A 14,134-nucleotide genomic window follows, 5' to 3' on the forward strand; every position below is an offset into this window, starting at 1 on the left:
TTCTTCTATCCAATTTACCCTTTGTATTTCAACGGTAGATACACCACTTTTTTGGTCTCAAAAAATTCATTGTCAAAGATATTGCTCAAATCGAACTGAACGGCTTTAGGAAAATCTTGCAATTCTTCTGTTAAGTCTCCTCCTTTTAAATATAAGATACCATTTTCGAATTCGTGGTTATTTTCCTTTTTCGTTTTATGGCGAATCCACTTGACAAAATCGGGCATATTAGTAACCGCACGACTCACGATAAAGTCAAATTTTTCCTCTACGGTTTCCGCTCGTTTTTGTTCTGCTACTACATTCGTCAACCCCAAGGCTTGCACTACCTCATTAACTACACGTATTTTTTTTGCAATAATATCAATCAAATAGAATTTTGTCTCTGGAAACATAATAGCCAAGGGAATACCTGGAAAACCTCCTCCTGTTCCAACGTCCATCACACTACTTCCGGGAACAAATTCCATGACTTTGGCAACACCCAAAGAATGCAAAACATGCTTTACGTATAATTCCTGTATATCCTTTCTAGAAATAACGTTAATTTTCGCATTCCATTCATGATATACAGCTTCCAATTGTTCAAATTGTGCGATTTGTTCTGGGGTAAGATTAGGGAAATATTTTAAAATTTCTTCCATTTCAAAAGTTTTGACAAAAATAGCCTTTTTTCTCGGTAAATAAACACCCTTAACTATAGAACTCATCTTGACTTTCTCTAATTGGTTAAAAATTGCTCTTTTGAGCCTGTTTTTCGCCATTTTTTCATTCCGTAGCCCTGCTATGCAACTTAAAAATGCCTTTAATCAGACTCAAAATGGCTAATTTTCACTTCAATCAAAAAAGTCAACATGAGTTCTCAATATAAATTTATTATACTTACCTTTGGTTGATACTATTTAAATGTATTTAATACCTATGGAAACTCAAGTTCTATCAGATAGAATCAACAATCTTACAACTTCACAGACTTTAGCGATGGCCGCAAAAGCTCGCGAGCTAAAAGAACAAGGAATAGACATCATCAGCTTGAGTCTTGGTGAACCAGATTTTAATACACCTGACTTTATCAAAGAAGCAGCTATTCAAGCAATCCAGGATAACTATAGTAAATACCCTCCTGTTGAAGGATATTTAGAGTTAAGACAGGCGATTAGCAACAAATTCAAAAGAGATAACAATCTAAACTATACAGCCAACCAAATTGTCGTTTCGACAGGAGCTAAACAAGCGTTATTCAATGTAGCTCAAGCGATGATCAATCCTGGAGACGAGGTGATCATTCCCGCTCCTTTTTGGGTGAGTTATGCTGAAATCGTAAAAATTGCAGAAGGTATTCCCGTAGAAGTTTCAACAACGATCGACACCGATTTTAAAATTACGGCTCAACAGTTGGAAGAGGCAATTACACCTCAAACCAAAATGGTGTGGTTCAGTTCACCTTGTAACCCAAGTGGATCTGTTTACAGCAAAACAGAATTGGAAGCTATTGCTGCTGTACTAGAAAAACACCCCGCTATTTACATCCTTTCAGATGAAATTTACGAACACATCATTTTTGACAGTGCTTATTGCAGTATTGGTTCAATTGGCAATCTAATTGAGCGTACCATTACAGTAAACGGAATTTCGAAAGCCTTTGCTATGACAGGATACCGTATCGGTTATATCGGTGCCCCAGAATTCATTGCAAAAGCTTGTGCTAAAATGCAAGGACAGGTAACTTCGGGTGCCAATACAATTGCACAACGCGCAACGATCACAGCCGTTAACGCAGATCCAAGTGTATTAAAAGACATGGTAAGCGCCTTCAAAAATAGAAGAGATATAGTAGTAAACTTATTGAGAGAAATCCCAGGAGTAAAAGTAAATGTACCAGATGGTGCGTTCTACCTATTCCCAGATGTATCTGCTTTCTTTGGAAAAACGCTACAAGGAGTAACCATTAACAACGCAAACGATTTATCGATGTATTTATTAGATAAAGCCTATGTTGCAACCGTTACAGGTGATGCCTTTGGAAATCCAAATTGTATCCGCCTTTCTTATGCAACAAGCGAAGATCAATTGACAGAAGCACTAAAGCGAATGAAAGAGGCTTTGAAATAGAACTCATCAACAAAAAATATACATAAGCGCTTAATACTCTCGTATTAGCGCTTTTTTTTTGTAAAAATAAAAACCGTATCTTTAAAAGATAAACCGATTGTTGTGGATATACTATTAGAAAGCATTGCGAAGCATGTAACCTTGACAGAAGTAGAGCAAAAAATTGTATTGGATTCCTTTGAATCCCATCGTTATAGTGCCAAAGAAAAAACCCTAATCGAAGGGGAAATTTGCTATAATTCTACTTTTGTAATCTCAGGAATATTGAGAAACTACTTTGTTGATGATCAGATCGTCGAGCATACCGTTAGTTTTGCTACTAATGGATGGTGGATTGCCGATATGTACAGCTTTTTATCTCAAAAACCGGGAAAATCCTATATTGAGGTAGTTGAAGATGCTATGGTCTTAACTATGACTCGTACTCAACAGCTCAATCTCTTTGACCAAGTTCCAAAAATGGAACGTTATTTCCGCATCCTTATTGAACGATCACTAATCGCCAATCAACAACGCTTGATGGATAACCTTTCACTAACCGCTGAAGAGCGTTATGAGCGCTTCTGCGAGCGTTTCCCGGATATTAAACACTGTTTACCACAAAAGCAAATTGCGTCCTATTTAGGGATTACCCCTGAATTTTTTAGCAAATTAAAAAAGCGAATCCTAACCGCGAAATAGAGGTTGGTTATTGTTCGTTGTTTGTTGTTTGTTGTTCGTGACAATCGACAATCAACAATCGACAATCAACCACACCTCCTCACACCTCCTCACCATTTCTTAACCTACATTAAGCAACTAACCCATTGATTGTCTGTATCTTTGTATAACAAAAATCGATACAGCTATGGATAATTTTATTTTATACCCCGCAGATACAAGAGGATTTGCCGACCACGGTTGGTTGAAATCACACCACACGTTTAGCTTTGCTAACTATAGAAACAATGACCGTGTACACTTCGGTGTTTTACGTGTTCTCAATGATGATTATGTAGCACCAGGCATGGGATTTGGAACTCATCCCCATGAAAATATGGAGATTATCTCAATTCCGTTGAAAGGAAGTCTAGCACATCAAGATAGCATGGGACATGGACAGACGATTAACGTCAATGAAATTCAGGTGATGAGTGCAGGTACAGGGGTTCAACACAGTGAGTTTAACCCTAGTGAAACAGAAGCGAGTGAATTCTTGCAAATTTGGGTATTTCCCAATAAACTTCACGTCACACCGCGCTATCAACAATTGCCCTTAGACGTGGCGAATAGAAAAAACAATTGGGATCAGATTCTATCTCCTAATCCTGAGGATGCAGGAGCGTGGATTCACCAAAATGCCTGGTTTCATTTAGCAAACTTGGATCAAAATAAAGGACTAAACTACGAGCTGAAAGATAAAACCAACGGAATTTATCTCTTTGTATTAGAAGGGAGCATCACAGCGAACAACCAAACATTAAATCGCAGAGATGCCATCGGAATTTGGGATATTGATTCCCTTCAAGTACAAGCAACGGCTGATGCACAACTATTATTAATGGAGATTCCGATGGAATTGCCAAGTTACTTACAATAATTACAAACAGTAAAAAAATAAAAAAAATGGAAACTAAAATTTGGAACATTGACACTACACACACTTCAATTGGCTTTAAAATTAAACACATGATGTTTACCAATGTAAGAGGAAATTTCACCGATTATCAAGCAACAATCAACCTAGTAAATGATAATTTAGAAGAAAGCACACTACAATTTGAGGCTCAAACAGCTTCAATTGACACAAACAATACAGATCGTGACAACCACTTAAAAAGTGCTGATTTCTTTGATGCAGAACAATACCCTACTGTAACTTTTACCTCAACTAAAATTGAGAAAAAAGGAGAAGCCCATTATGTAGTAGAAGGTACTTTAACCATGCACGGTGTAAGTAAAACTGTAAAATTAAATGCAGAATACAGCGGTATCATTCAAGATCCATGGGGAAATGCTAAAATTGCTTTAGCCCTAAATGGTAAAGTGAATAGAAAAGACTGGAATTTAAACTGGAACACCACACTAGAAACAGGTGGTTTATTAGTAAGCGAAGAAGTTAATTTTGATATAGAAACACAATTTGTATTAGCTTAATTGATACGCCATAAACGGCAAAATCTAAGCAACTATCAATAAACGAAAAAAGGGCAAGTTTAAATTAAACTTGCCCTTTTTTTGTTTATTTTATTCTGATAACAGATAACTGATAACTATTTACCCTTGTTGTAAGCTGCGAACTTCATCATCCGTTAAAAATCTCCAGCTTCCTCTTGGTAGATTCCACTTGGTAATATTTCCGTACATGACGCGATCTACTTTCAATACATTATAGTCCATTGATTCAAATAAAGCACGTACTAATTTTACGTTAGACGCTTTTAATTTAATTCCGATTTCAGTCTTCGGTTGATTCTCAACATAAGCGACATCTTCCACAAATACGCGTTTCTCATCAATGTAGATTCCCTTTTGTACACGTTCTAAATCTTCGTATTTTAAGTTTCTATCCAATGATACTTGATACATTTTAGAAGAGCGTTGTTCAGGTGAACTTAGTTTTTGAATTAAACTCGTATCATTGGTAAAAATCATCAATCCCAATGTACTCTTATCCATACGACCTACAGGAGCTACTGCTGACTTAGTTGCATTTTTAATCAAGCTCAATACATTCTCTTGACTAATAACATCTTCATTGATGGTAGAGAATCCTTTGGGCTTATTTAACAAGATATATACCTTTTTCTCTGGTATTAATACCATACCGTCAAAGTTTACTACATCCGTTATATTTACTTTGTGTCCTAATTCCGTTACTACTTCTCCGTTCACTTTTACGTTACCCGAAGTAATATATAAATCTGCGTCTCTTCTAGAACATACTCCAGAATTACTAATATACTTGTTTAAGCGCATTACTCCATTATCTTCTTTTGGAGCTGATGCTACTTTTGGTTTTTTATCGAATGTTCTAGCAGAAGGATTAGGTTTTTGTGCTCCTTGTCCTTGACTAGCTCGCTTCTGGAAAGGTTTTGCACCTCCAACTTTTGATCCTCCAGCTTTAGATTTACCAGCTTTTGGCCCTCCTGCTTTTGGTTTACCACTGCGATTAGATTGGGGTTTTCTAGAACCTGATTTACCGTTATTCATATTAAATATTTTTGCAAAGATAGACAAACTCCGTCTTTTATTTCAAAATACAAAAAAATATAGCTTTTTATTATAAAGTCTCCTCTAAAAGATACTTGCCACTTGCCAAAACATCGGGCTTAATCAACACAATAGATAAAACTCCTAAGAGAATCAAAAGCTTAAGTAAAAAATGCAATTGGTGATATTCTTGCGTTGTATTCGATTTCCATAATCTCAATAAGAAGAACAGCAAAATAACAATACTAAAATAGAAATAGTAAATCATATAGCCAACATCAAAGCGAACCGTCATAAAATAGACGGGAATTAAAGCCAACACAAAAACACCTGTAATCACTTCTTTAGCTTTTCGCTCGCCAAAGCGCACCGGCATCGTCTGATAGTTATTAGCAAAGTCTCCTCGAAGATTTTCCAAATCCTTCATGATTTCTCGAATCAAAATAATGAGATACAAGAAAAAAGCATGTATAAAAATAGAAATATGAAATGATCTAAAGTACATGAGGATGGCAAAGAAAGGCAACATAGCCAACAACGAGGCTAATAGATTGCCAATGATTGGATATTTTTTCAACTTATGGGAATAAAACCACAAGAGGAAGATATAAATAGCAAAGAAAATAGCGCCATGTATGGAAACAGGAAGTACAATGCAAACCGATAGAAAATTGAGAAAAAAATAGACCCTCAATTTTGTTGTTTGACTCACCAAACGATCCAACATTGATTTATTGGGTCGATTGATTAGATCCTTCTCTGCGTCATAAAAATTGTTGATGATGTAGCCAGAAGCGATTGCTAAGGCCGATGCTAAGATAATGAGGAATAATTGCCAATCTAAAATAACGTCTAAGGCTCTTTTCTCTGGAGCGAATATAAAAATTGACGCTAGGTATTGGGCTAAAATTATAACAAAAATGTTATAACCTCTTACCACAGAAAATAGACTGAATATTTTAGCTAAGAGGATTTTATTTTTCCTAGATAACATATTTATTTTTCTTGTGATTAAAAAAGGTTATAACATGTTTTATATCTATATATCTTAAAATTGATATACTACTTCTAATTTGTAATCTTTCAGTGTTTCCTTTGCTTTGTCAATATCTGGGGTGAATCCCAAGATATATCCTCCTCCACCAGAACCACATAATTTCAAGTAGTAATCATTGGTTTCGATTCCCTTTTGCCACACCTGGTGAAACTGTTCTGGAATCATCGGTTTAAAGTGATTGAATACTACAGATGAAAGTTCTTTGGTATTATTAAACAGCGCTTTCAAATCTCCTTTTAAGAAGTTTTCTACACAAGCATCTGTATGCTTAATAAATTCTTCTTTCAGTACCTTTCTAAACCCTTGTTCTTTTAATTTCTCCATAAAGATGGTTACCATAGGGGCAGTTTCCCCAACAATACCCGAGTCTATTAAAAACACCGCTCCTTTTCCGTCTAAACTTTGAGAAGGAATTCCTGTTGGTTCAATATTATCTTTAGAATTGATCAGGATAGGTAAACTCAAATAGCTATTCAACGGATCTAAGCCTGAGCTAGTTCCATGAAAAAAAGCTTCCATTTTACCAAAGATTCCCTTTAGTATAAGTAATTTATCTTTACTTAAATTCTCTAGCACGGTAATTTTTTCTATCGCGTATTGATCGTAGATTGCTGCTACTAAAGCACCGCTACTTCCTACGCCATAGCCTTGTGGAATACTAGAATCAAAATACAGTCCATTTTCAATTTCTGTCTGTAGGCGATTGAGATCAAATTGAACCAAAGATGGCTCTGCCTCTTGCATATCTTGTAGATACGCAGCAAAGTTTCTCAAGCTCTCGTTTGATTTTTTAGCAAATCCCTCCAAGTTATCTTCCATTTTCAAGGCTCCCTTATAAAAATTATAAGGAATCGATAACCCTTTTGAGTCTTTAATAATTCCATATTCGCCGAATAATAGAATTTTCGAATAAAATAAAGGTCCTTTCATAGCTTATAAAAGTAATTTACACCACAAAGGTACGTATAATATTAACGCTTAGGTGTTTTTGTCTTATTTTTTTCTACAGATAGCGGTTTTTAAAACCATACACACAATGTCTACATCCGTTTTGACAACACTGTCCTTTGAGCAGATGATACAATTCGGTAAAGACAAAATATCCATTTTCTTTATAGAAGTGTTTTCCTTCTATCATTTCGCTTCTTGTAGGAGGAAATTCACTCATTTGGGCTTCCTGAACCAATTGCTCCATCTTTTCTAAACAAGCCGTACACAGACATTTATGAAACGAACTACGCAGAAAATTTCGAGTAGTTGCGCTGAGTTTAACTTGCGAGCAAGCACACAAATCAATTGTTTCAGCTCGACAGTCAATAGGTGATTTACAATGTGTACATACTTGATTCTTCGCCATGATCTTTCTACTTCATTGTAGCAAAATTATAGAATTTCATTCCACCATTCGCTTCAATTTCTACCTGTTGCTTTACAACCTCTCCACTTGGTTTTCGCAATTCAAAAGTCAACTTATTTACTCCTTTTTGTAAAGGGATACGAGCATAACTCATTTCAGCGGGTAAGGTTTGCCAATTTCGCGTGTCTGCCTTTTCAGAAAACATATTAAACAGCTGTAAGCCTAAACCTACACCTTCTAATATGGCATTGTTATCATTTGACTTAGCGGCAGACTTCACAGCGTATTCCGCAGCTTTTTTTACTGCTAATCGCGTTAAAATCTGTCCTAATTCTTTTCCAGCGCGTTCTTTCAGGGTAGAAACAGCTACAACATCAATATCATGTACTTTTTCTAATGCAAATATCTCACTTCCATTTACTTCTACATTAGCACTAGCATAAGGTGATTTTGTATGAATATACTTCGGAAAAGCAATATTCACACTGTGCACATCACTTAAGTTTGTATTTCCTGCAATTCCTAAGTCCAAGGGAATCATAACACCCAATGCATTCGTAAAGACCAAAGCTCCACTATCTCCTTTAATTAAAGTGAAGATAATATTTTCTTCTTCTTTAATTGGAGCAGTACCATTTTCCCAGAAAACGACAAGCTCTCCGCCTTCTGTCGCTTTATAGCGTTTAAAAGGGGTTGCAAAGTCTTTTTCAAATCGATGTAAATCAGTAACAAACCCAAGTTTATCCGCCATATTCATAGCATCATACTTCAGATTCTGTGGTGCGGAAACGCCATAATACAACCCTCCAACTGCACTTTGATATACGTCAAGTGCATTGCGGTACGAAATAAATGCGTCGTTATAATTACCGGTAGATTCGTAGATTAACCCTTGTAAATTAAGCGAAAATGCATCTTTCGAATAGCGCGTTGTTTTGTTGTTATATTTATCCCCTAACTCATAATTTTGCAAACTAATTCGACGCGCTTCTACGAGCGCTTCTTGTGATTGTCCGAGATACAAATAATTCAATGCTTTATAGTAGTGAATCATAAAGATTTCAAATTCCTCTCCTTTGTAACTCTGCGACATAGAATTAAGAAAAAGTCCCACCATAACATCACCAAACTTAGTCACTTGATCTTCAATAACTAAATCGGCTTTATTAAAGTATTGATTACTCAGGGCATAATTTCCTTTTAGATGCTCCACCTTTCCCTTTTCCATATAGAATAACAGAAGATTTCGAGGTTTTTGCAACAACTTGTTCTTATCTAAGGCATTATCCGCTCCGACGTAATCTTCATTGAGCATACGTTGGTAGTAATCGGTAATTCTATCGTGATAAGTGGCACATCCAAATACGAAAAACATTAGCACAACAAGTACTAATGTTTTTGTAATTGAATATATGGTTCGATTGAAAACCATAAATTATAAATTTAGTTTTTTACGTATTTCGCTATCTTTTTGTCACCAATCCAAACTACTTCATTCGTTTGAAGATTAGTTAATTCCAGATTGACTTGATAGTAAACCACTTTTTTCTTTTTGTGTGAATCGACAATTGAGTTGATTGAACCTTGCAACATAAAATCCGCTCCTTGCTCCAATCCAAATTGCTTCATAGAAGAAGCCGAAGCATTGGTTTGTTGATCCGCTCTTTCTCCTCTTAACTCATCGCGTTTTTTACCTCCTTGAACTAAACGCACGCGTCCAGACTGAATAAATGATTGCTCTACGTCTTTTACGAAAGTTTCAGCATCAATATGCTCATGGCTTTTGTTGTAAACCATTCCGACGATAACTACAGGTTTTTTGTTGTTGTTGTCATCTTGAAAATTACCAATCCAAGCACCGTCTAATACTTGTCTTGTCATTTGTTGCGCAACTTCTCGTGAATCGGAGTTATTCCATCTACCACTTAAATCGATGGTCTCTTCAGTGCTAACACGTGTAACTTGACGACCACATGACGTGATAAATAGACCTGATGTTGCTAAAATTGCAGCTAATGCTATCTTCTTAATTTGCATACTTTTTTTATTATTCATTAATTTTTTCATTAAATTGAGAACCACCAGTTACCTGTTTTAAAGCCAATACGCGGCATCCAATTCCAGTTGCTATAATTTCGATAATAACCGTTGTAACCCGAATTGTAGTTATATCCATAATCGGAATAATAACTGCGTCCATATTTTGCTCGAGCCATACGCTCTTCGTGGCGGTATTGTCGCTTCAGTGCTTTTCGCTCTTGCTTGGCTTCATACCAATCGTACGCTTTATACGTATCTTGGACAGTTTCTCCTAGATTAACCAAAAGTGAATCCTTCTGCATCATGTATTTTTCCATACTAACGCGATAGTTGGGATTTTGGTCAAAAACTGGCGTTTGTGCACTAACTTGATATGTTAACAAGCTACATATCACGAGTCCGAATAACTTTATAACATTTTTCATAGCTTGATTTTTTAAAAATTAAACACTATTTTTTCTAAAGTAAATATAGTACTATTTATTTAATTAACACAGCTCCTGTTCCCATTTTATCTTCAATAAAATGTTCATTTTGACAGAATTCACTCAACTCTTCACGGATAAACGCCAATACAGCATCTTTATTGTTTTCGGGAAAAAGCACGTGTACATTCGCTCCTGCATCTAATGTAAAGCAAACGGGGATTTCTGTTTTAGCGCGAAAAGCCCAAATTTTTTCAATAATTTGAAGGGTATTGGGTTTCATCAATATAAAGTAAGGCATCGAGGTCATCATCATCGCATGTAAGGTCAATGCTTCACTTTCAACCAACGCGACAAATTGGTTTAAATCTCCTGTTTGAAGGATGTCTTTCAATCGACTAAGATTTTGATGGGCTTGTTTAAAACGCTCCTGTGCAAAAGGATGGTCGTGCATCAAATCGTGTCCTACTGTACTAGACACTTGTTTTTCTCCCTTATCGACCAACAAAATTACATCTTGATAATTTTTGAAATGGTTGTGTATGTCAAAAGGTGCTTCAATACCAAATAAATCCGAGCTGCCTTTTACATCCGCTTGCACGCCCCAAACAACAACGCTTCCAACAACACTTCTACAGGCACTACCCGAACCTAAACGCGCTAAAAAAGAAGCCTTTTCTAAAAAAAAGGCCTGCGTCATTTCCGCATGCAGTGCTTTTTCTAGCGACATAATATTCATCGCTAAAGCCGCCATTCCAGATGCAGAAGAGGCTATTCCAGAACTGTGTGGAAATGTGTTTTTGGTATCTATAGTAAAATGATAATCCGCGATATAAGGACAATAGTGTAAAATACGCTCAAAGAACTTTTGAATTTTCGGTTTAAACTCCTCTTTGGGCTGTCCTTCAAACAACAAATCAAAAGCAATTCCCTTTTCTTCTTTTTTGAAATAAGATAAAGAAGTGATCGTTTTACAGTTACTCAACGTAAAACTCAACGAAGGGTTTGCGGGAATCTGTTGTTCTTTTTTCCCCCAATACTTCACTAGTGCAATATTACTCGGAGCACTCCATGTAAATGTACCTTGTTGAATCGTTTGTTCATTCGTTGTGGTACTTCCCTCGAAAATAAAATCAGTTGCGCTTGTCATTCCTTTCTAAATTTTGACAAAAATACTACCTTTTTATTAGATACAAGCGTTTCCTTTCTGTCCTTTCGAAACTTACCATACGCAATCATTTCACCACTTTTATTAAACTATTTCTACACTTCAGGTCATTTTATTGCAAAAAAATCAGGTTATAATTGTTTATTATAAAAACATATTTTATATTAGCTTAACACCGAACCCACAAACTCATAACATTATGGTAAGATTACACCTTACGACGATCTCTCAAAAGACACAGAGGGATCCAGAGCCTATTTTGATTTATTCAGATGACTGCTTAGTCAAAGAACTAGAAGATACAACCTCATCCACTTTAGTTTTAGACAGCAAAAGCTCCAACGTTCTCATTATGTACGGGCAGACGCAATACAAAATCTCATTAGCTCAGCTCAAAGCAATCAAACAAACGACATTACACTTAACAGCAGATGTATCTATACAGGTTCGCTTGAGTTATGGCATTAAACTATTGGATTACACTAATTTGATTTTGGCTTCACTTTCAGGGACTCTAGCCATAGGCTATTCTATTTTCACCAATTCGAGTTGGAGAGAATTCTTATTCTTGTTGGGCAGTACAATTATTGTTTTATTTGTTTTTATGTTATTGTATAAACAAACCATTAACACCCGAAATTACAACCTTCGAATGTACGCTACAATTAGTGCTCTTGTTTTAATCGTTCTATTAATTCCCTCGGAAAATTGGACGTTAAAAACCTTAATTGGCTTATCTACGTTAACGGTTATTACTCGTTTCATCAAAGATTACCAAGGATCGTTTTTTAAAGTTTACAATCCTAATCCTCTAATAAAAGAATAAAAAAAATATGGAAGGGGACACCTTCCATATTTCTATTAGCACTTACAAAATTACATACATCTTTAAATCATACTAAAGTAGTCTAATTTATTCGTTGTGTGTTCGCCAAAGGAACGCAAAATACTTGCGTATGCTACTAAAATAAAATAAACTTATCAACAATGTTATCACCAATTGCGCTTTCTTTAAGAAAAGATTAAGAACGGTAATAGTATTGATTGATGCTCTCGATAATTTCTTTTCTAGCCTGCACACTAATATAATCTTCATCGATTGGCGCACTAAACATAAACATCGGATTAGCAGGGAATTCACTTGTTGAACGAAACAGTAAAAAATAACTTTTACTCGATTTTCCGGCTTGCATCCATTCCTCTAATTTATAGTAATCTGGTATAGATCTCCTTTCCCTTACAACAATTAAAACGTCTTGAATTTCCGTCCAAGACAAGGATTTCTCTTTAAACAAGCTTTTATAGCTTACTCCTTTTTCGTCAATCGTCACTTTCATAAAGAGCACTTTATACAAAAAGACCAAAAACAAAAAGAACAACAAGACCGCTACAAGCTTAATGATACCCGAAGCGACCAAGAGGAAAAAGATTCCCGTTGACAAAAATGGACCTAGACACAGCACTAAAAGCAGTGCGCTACTACTTGTGTTATAATAATTAAATTTCATCTATTTTTTTAAAATTTAGAAGCAATTGCTTGTGCAGCTAAGAACCCCGTAGTCCAAGCATTTTGAAAATTAAAACCCCCTGTTATTGCGTCTATATTTAGTATTTCACCTGCAAAATACAAATGAGAACAAACTTTGCTTTCCATGGTTTTAAAATTTACATCGCGTAAATCAATTCCACCAGCCGTTACAAATTCTTCTTTAAAGGTACTCTTTCCATTCACTTGATAATCTCCTTCTTGCAGTTGCATTATTAACGCTTGCATTTGTTTGTTTGTTAAGTCGGCCCAAGTAATGGTTTCACTAATACCTGCTGCAACAACTAAACGTTCCCATAAACGCATAGGAAAATCAAATAGCCCTCGTTTTAAAACAATTTTCTTAGCATGCTCTTGTTTTAGTTCTTTCAACACATCAAACAACTCTTCTTTTTCAAACTGAGGCAGCCAGTTAACCAAAATATGGAATTGATACTTTTTCTCTGCTAAAATACGAGCTCCCCAAGCAGATAATCGCAAAATTCCAGGCCCACTCATTCCCCAATGGGTAATTAACAACGGGCCGGTAGCTTCTAATTTTGTTCCTTTTACTTTTATATGTGCTGCAGTTGAAACTCCCATCAAATCTTTGATGCGTTTATCTTTTATATTAAAGGTAAATAACGAAGGAACAGGTTCTACCAAACGATGTCCTAGATCGCGCATAAGTTCACCTATTTTAGGATTACTTCCCGTAGTAAAAACCAATTCAGTACAGGTCATATTTTCTTTTGTCGTATCCAGCTTCCATCCGTTATCACTTTGATAAACCCCTTGCACGCTAACGCCTTGAAGAACGTCAATTTTAAATTTTGCTGTTGCTTGAAGAAAACAATCAATAATCGTTTGAGACGAATCTGTTATGGGAAACATACGTCCATCCTCCTCAATTTTTAATTCTACACCGTATTTCTCGAACCATGCTATCGTATCTCCGCAACAAAATTGATGAAAAGGTCCCAACAATTCTTTCGCTCCTCTAGGGTAAAATTGCACCAGTTCTCTAGGATCAAAGCACGCATGCGTAACATTACAACGCCCTCCACCAGAAATCCTCACTTTTGACAACACTTCTTTTCCACGTTCTACAATAGCAATTCTCAATTTCGAATGGCGTTCACTAATATTGATTGCCGTAAAAAAACCAGCAGCCCCTCCTCCTACAATGATAACATCATAATGCATAAAACACTTGTTTAGTCATTAAGTAAAGATCTCTTTTTTTATTCTATTTGAA

16 protein-coding genes and 1 pseudogene are annotated in these 14,134 nt (G+C 35.9%); 5 read left to right on the forward strand and 12 right to left on the reverse strand.

The annotated features are described in order from the left end of the window. Positions 1–14: 14 nt before the first annotated feature. A complete protein-coding gene (gene rsmG, locus FBR08_RS04625; RefSeq protein ID WP_158961637.1) occupies positions 15–644 on the reverse strand; it encodes a 16S rRNA (guanine(527)-N(7))-methyltransferase RsmG in 630 nt (209 codons plus the stop codon). Positions 645–921: 277 nt separating this feature from the next. Here rsmG and FBR08_RS04630 point away from each other — a divergent pair, with 277 nt between their 5' ends. The 4 genes from FBR08_RS04630 (at position 922) to FBR08_RS04645 (ending at position 4,248) form a co-directional block, all read left to right on the forward strand. Further along, positions 922–2,112: a pyridoxal phosphate-dependent aminotransferase gene (locus FBR08_RS04630; protein WP_158961638.1), complete on the forward strand. Its 1,191-nt coding sequence runs from the start codon at positions 922–924 to the stop codon at positions 2,110–2,112. A 102-nt stretch (positions 2,113–2,214) separates the two neighbouring features. Next, a complete protein-coding gene (locus FBR08_RS04635; RefSeq protein ID WP_158961639.1) occupies positions 2,215–2,793 on the forward strand; it encodes a Crp/Fnr family transcriptional regulator in 579 nt (192 codons plus the stop codon). 166 nt (positions 2,794–2,959) lie between these two features. Beyond that, on the forward strand, positions 2,960–3,691 hold the full coding sequence (locus FBR08_RS04640; RefSeq protein ID WP_158961640.1) for a pirin family protein: 732 nt from the start codon (positions 2,960–2,962) through the stop codon (positions 3,689–3,691). Between the two features lie 26 nt (positions 3,692–3,717). Further along, on the forward strand, positions 3,718–4,248 hold the full coding sequence (locus FBR08_RS04645) for a YceI family protein (RefSeq protein ID WP_158961641.1): 531 nt from the start codon (positions 3,718–3,720) through the stop codon (positions 4,246–4,248). A 120-nt stretch (positions 4,249–4,368) separates the two neighbouring features. Here FBR08_RS04645 and FBR08_RS04650 read toward each other — a convergent pair whose 3' ends face one another. The 9 genes and pseudogenes from FBR08_RS04650 to mvaD all read right to left on the reverse strand — a co-directional run bounded on the left by FBR08_RS04650 (position 4,369) and on the right by mvaD (position 11,333). Further along, a complete protein-coding gene (locus FBR08_RS04650) occupies positions 4,369–5,304 on the reverse strand; it encodes a pseudouridine synthase (RefSeq protein WP_199268630.1) in 936 nt (311 codons plus the stop codon). Between the two features lie 70 nt (positions 5,305–5,374). Then, positions 5,375–6,298, reverse strand: coding sequence for a geranylgeranylglycerol-phosphate geranylgeranyltransferase (locus FBR08_RS04655; protein WP_158961643.1), 924 nt, complete (start codon positions 6,296–6,298; stop codon positions 5,375–5,377). A gap of 54 nt (positions 6,299–6,352) precedes the next feature. Further along, the gene (locus FBR08_RS04660; RefSeq protein WP_158961644.1) at positions 6,353–7,291 is read right to left on the reverse strand and encodes a mevalonate kinase family protein; all 939 of its coding nucleotides are present in this window, start codon (positions 7,289–7,291) and stop codon (positions 6,353–6,355) included. Positions 7,292–7,364: 73 nt separating this feature from the next. After that, the gene (locus FBR08_RS16860; RefSeq protein WP_233266312.1) at positions 7,365–7,556 is read right to left on the reverse strand and encodes a DUF5522 domain-containing protein; all 192 of its coding nucleotides are present in this window, start codon (positions 7,554–7,556) and stop codon (positions 7,365–7,367) included. A 15-nt stretch (positions 7,557–7,571) separates the two neighbouring features. Further along, positions 7,572–7,718 (reverse strand): annotated as a pseudogene (locus FBR08_RS16865) (cysteine-rich CWC family protein); the annotation flags it as partial. Between the two features lie 7 nt (positions 7,719–7,725). Then, positions 7,726–9,150 (reverse strand): COG3014 family protein, encoded by a 1,425-nt coding sequence (locus FBR08_RS04670; RefSeq protein WP_158961646.1) that lies wholly within the window; start codon positions 9,148–9,150, stop codon positions 7,726–7,728. An 11-nt stretch (positions 9,151–9,161) separates the two neighbouring features. Continuing rightward, positions 9,162–9,755: a penicillin-binding protein activator LpoB gene (locus FBR08_RS04675; RefSeq protein WP_158964169.1), complete on the reverse strand. Its 594-nt coding sequence runs from the start codon at positions 9,753–9,755 to the stop codon at positions 9,162–9,164. Between the two features lie 29 nt (positions 9,756–9,784). After that, on the reverse strand, positions 9,785–10,183 hold the full coding sequence (locus tag FBR08_RS04680) for a hypothetical protein (protein WP_158961647.1): 399 nt from the start codon (positions 10,181–10,183) through the stop codon (positions 9,785–9,787). A 55-nt stretch (positions 10,184–10,238) separates the two neighbouring features. Then, positions 10,239–11,333, reverse strand: coding sequence for a diphosphomevalonate decarboxylase (mvaD, locus tag FBR08_RS04685; protein ID WP_158961648.1), 1,095 nt, complete (start codon positions 11,331–11,333; stop codon positions 10,239–10,241). A 217-nt stretch (positions 11,334–11,550) separates the two neighbouring features. On the opposite strand from mvaD, the gene FBR08_RS04690 reads away from it, so the two are divergent. After that, positions 11,551–12,177: a hypothetical protein gene (locus FBR08_RS04690; protein ID WP_158961649.1), complete on the forward strand. Its 627-nt coding sequence runs from the start codon at positions 11,551–11,553 to the stop codon at positions 12,175–12,177. A gap of 196 nt (positions 12,178–12,373) precedes the next feature. On the opposite strand, the gene FBR08_RS04695 is transcribed toward FBR08_RS04690, so the two are convergent. Next, positions 12,374–12,859 carry a PH domain-containing protein gene (locus FBR08_RS04695; RefSeq protein WP_158961650.1) on the reverse strand — a complete coding sequence of 162 codons (486 nt, stop codon included), beginning with the start codon at positions 12,857–12,859 and terminating at the stop codon, positions 12,374–12,376. An 8-nt stretch (positions 12,860–12,867) separates the two neighbouring features. Beyond that, entirely contained in the window at positions 12,868–14,082 is a 1,215-nt protein-coding gene (locus FBR08_RS04700) for a BaiN/RdsA family NAD(P)/FAD-dependent oxidoreductase (protein ID WP_158961651.1), read from the reverse strand. Positions 14,083–14,134: the final 52 nt, after the last annotated feature.

It is taken from the genome of Myroides fluvii, assembly GCF_009792295.1.
In the GTDB taxonomy this organism is placed as follows: Bacteria; Bacteroidota; Bacteroidia; order Flavobacteriales; family Flavobacteriaceae; genus Flavobacterium; species Flavobacterium fluvii_A.

Coding starts and splice junctions, on each gene's coding strand:
- rsmG (WP_158961637.1), bottom strand. CDS start 644: ATGGAAGAAATTTTAAAATATTTCCCTAATCTTACCCCAGAACAAATC.
- FBR08_RS04690 (WP_158961649.1), top strand. CDS start 11,551: ATGGTAAGATTACACCTTACGACGATCTCTCAAAAGACACAGAGGGAT.
- FBR08_RS04630 (WP_158961638.1), top strand. CDS start 922: ATGGAAACTCAAGTTCTATCAGATAGAATCAACAATCTTACAACTTCA.
- FBR08_RS04650 (WP_199268630.1), bottom strand. CDS start 5,304: ATGAATAACGGTAAATCAGGTTCTAGAAAACCCCAATCTAATCGCAGT.
- FBR08_RS04680 (WP_158961647.1), bottom strand. CDS start 10,183: ATGAAAAATGTTATAAAGTTATTCGGACTCGTGATATGTAGCTTGTTA.
- FBR08_RS04695 (WP_158961650.1), bottom strand. CDS start 12,859: ATGAAATTTAATTATTATAACACAAGTAGTAGCGCACTGCTTTTAGTG.
- FBR08_RS04675 (WP_158964169.1), bottom strand. CDS start 9,755: ATGCAAATTAAGAAGATAGCATTAGCTGCAATTTTAGCAACATCAGGT.
- FBR08_RS04660 (WP_158961644.1), bottom strand. CDS start 7,291: ATGAAAGGACCTTTATTTTATTCGAAAATTCTATTATTCGGCGAATAT.
- FBR08_RS16860 (WP_233266312.1), bottom strand. CDS start 7,556: ATGGAGCAATTGGTTCAGGAAGCCCAAATGAGTGAATTTCCTCCTACA.
- FBR08_RS04700 (WP_158961651.1), bottom strand. CDS start 14,082: ATGCATTATGATGTTATCATTGTAGGAGGAGGGGCTGCTGGTTTTTTT.
- FBR08_RS04670 (WP_158961646.1), bottom strand. CDS start 9,150: ATGGTTTTCAATCGAACCATATATTCAATTACAAAAACATTAGTACTT.
- FBR08_RS04655 (WP_158961643.1), bottom strand. CDS start 6,298: ATGTTATCTAGGAAAAATAAAATCCTCTTAGCTAAAATATTCAGTCTA.
- FBR08_RS04640 (WP_158961640.1), top strand. CDS start 2,960: ATGGATAATTTTATTTTATACCCCGCAGATACAAGAGGATTTGCCGAC.
- FBR08_RS04645 (WP_158961641.1), top strand. CDS start 3,718: ATGGAAACTAAAATTTGGAACATTGACACTACACACACTTCAATTGGC.
- mvaD (WP_158961648.1), bottom strand. CDS start 11,333: ATGACAAGCGCAACTGATTTTATTTTCGAGGGAAGTACCACAACGAAT.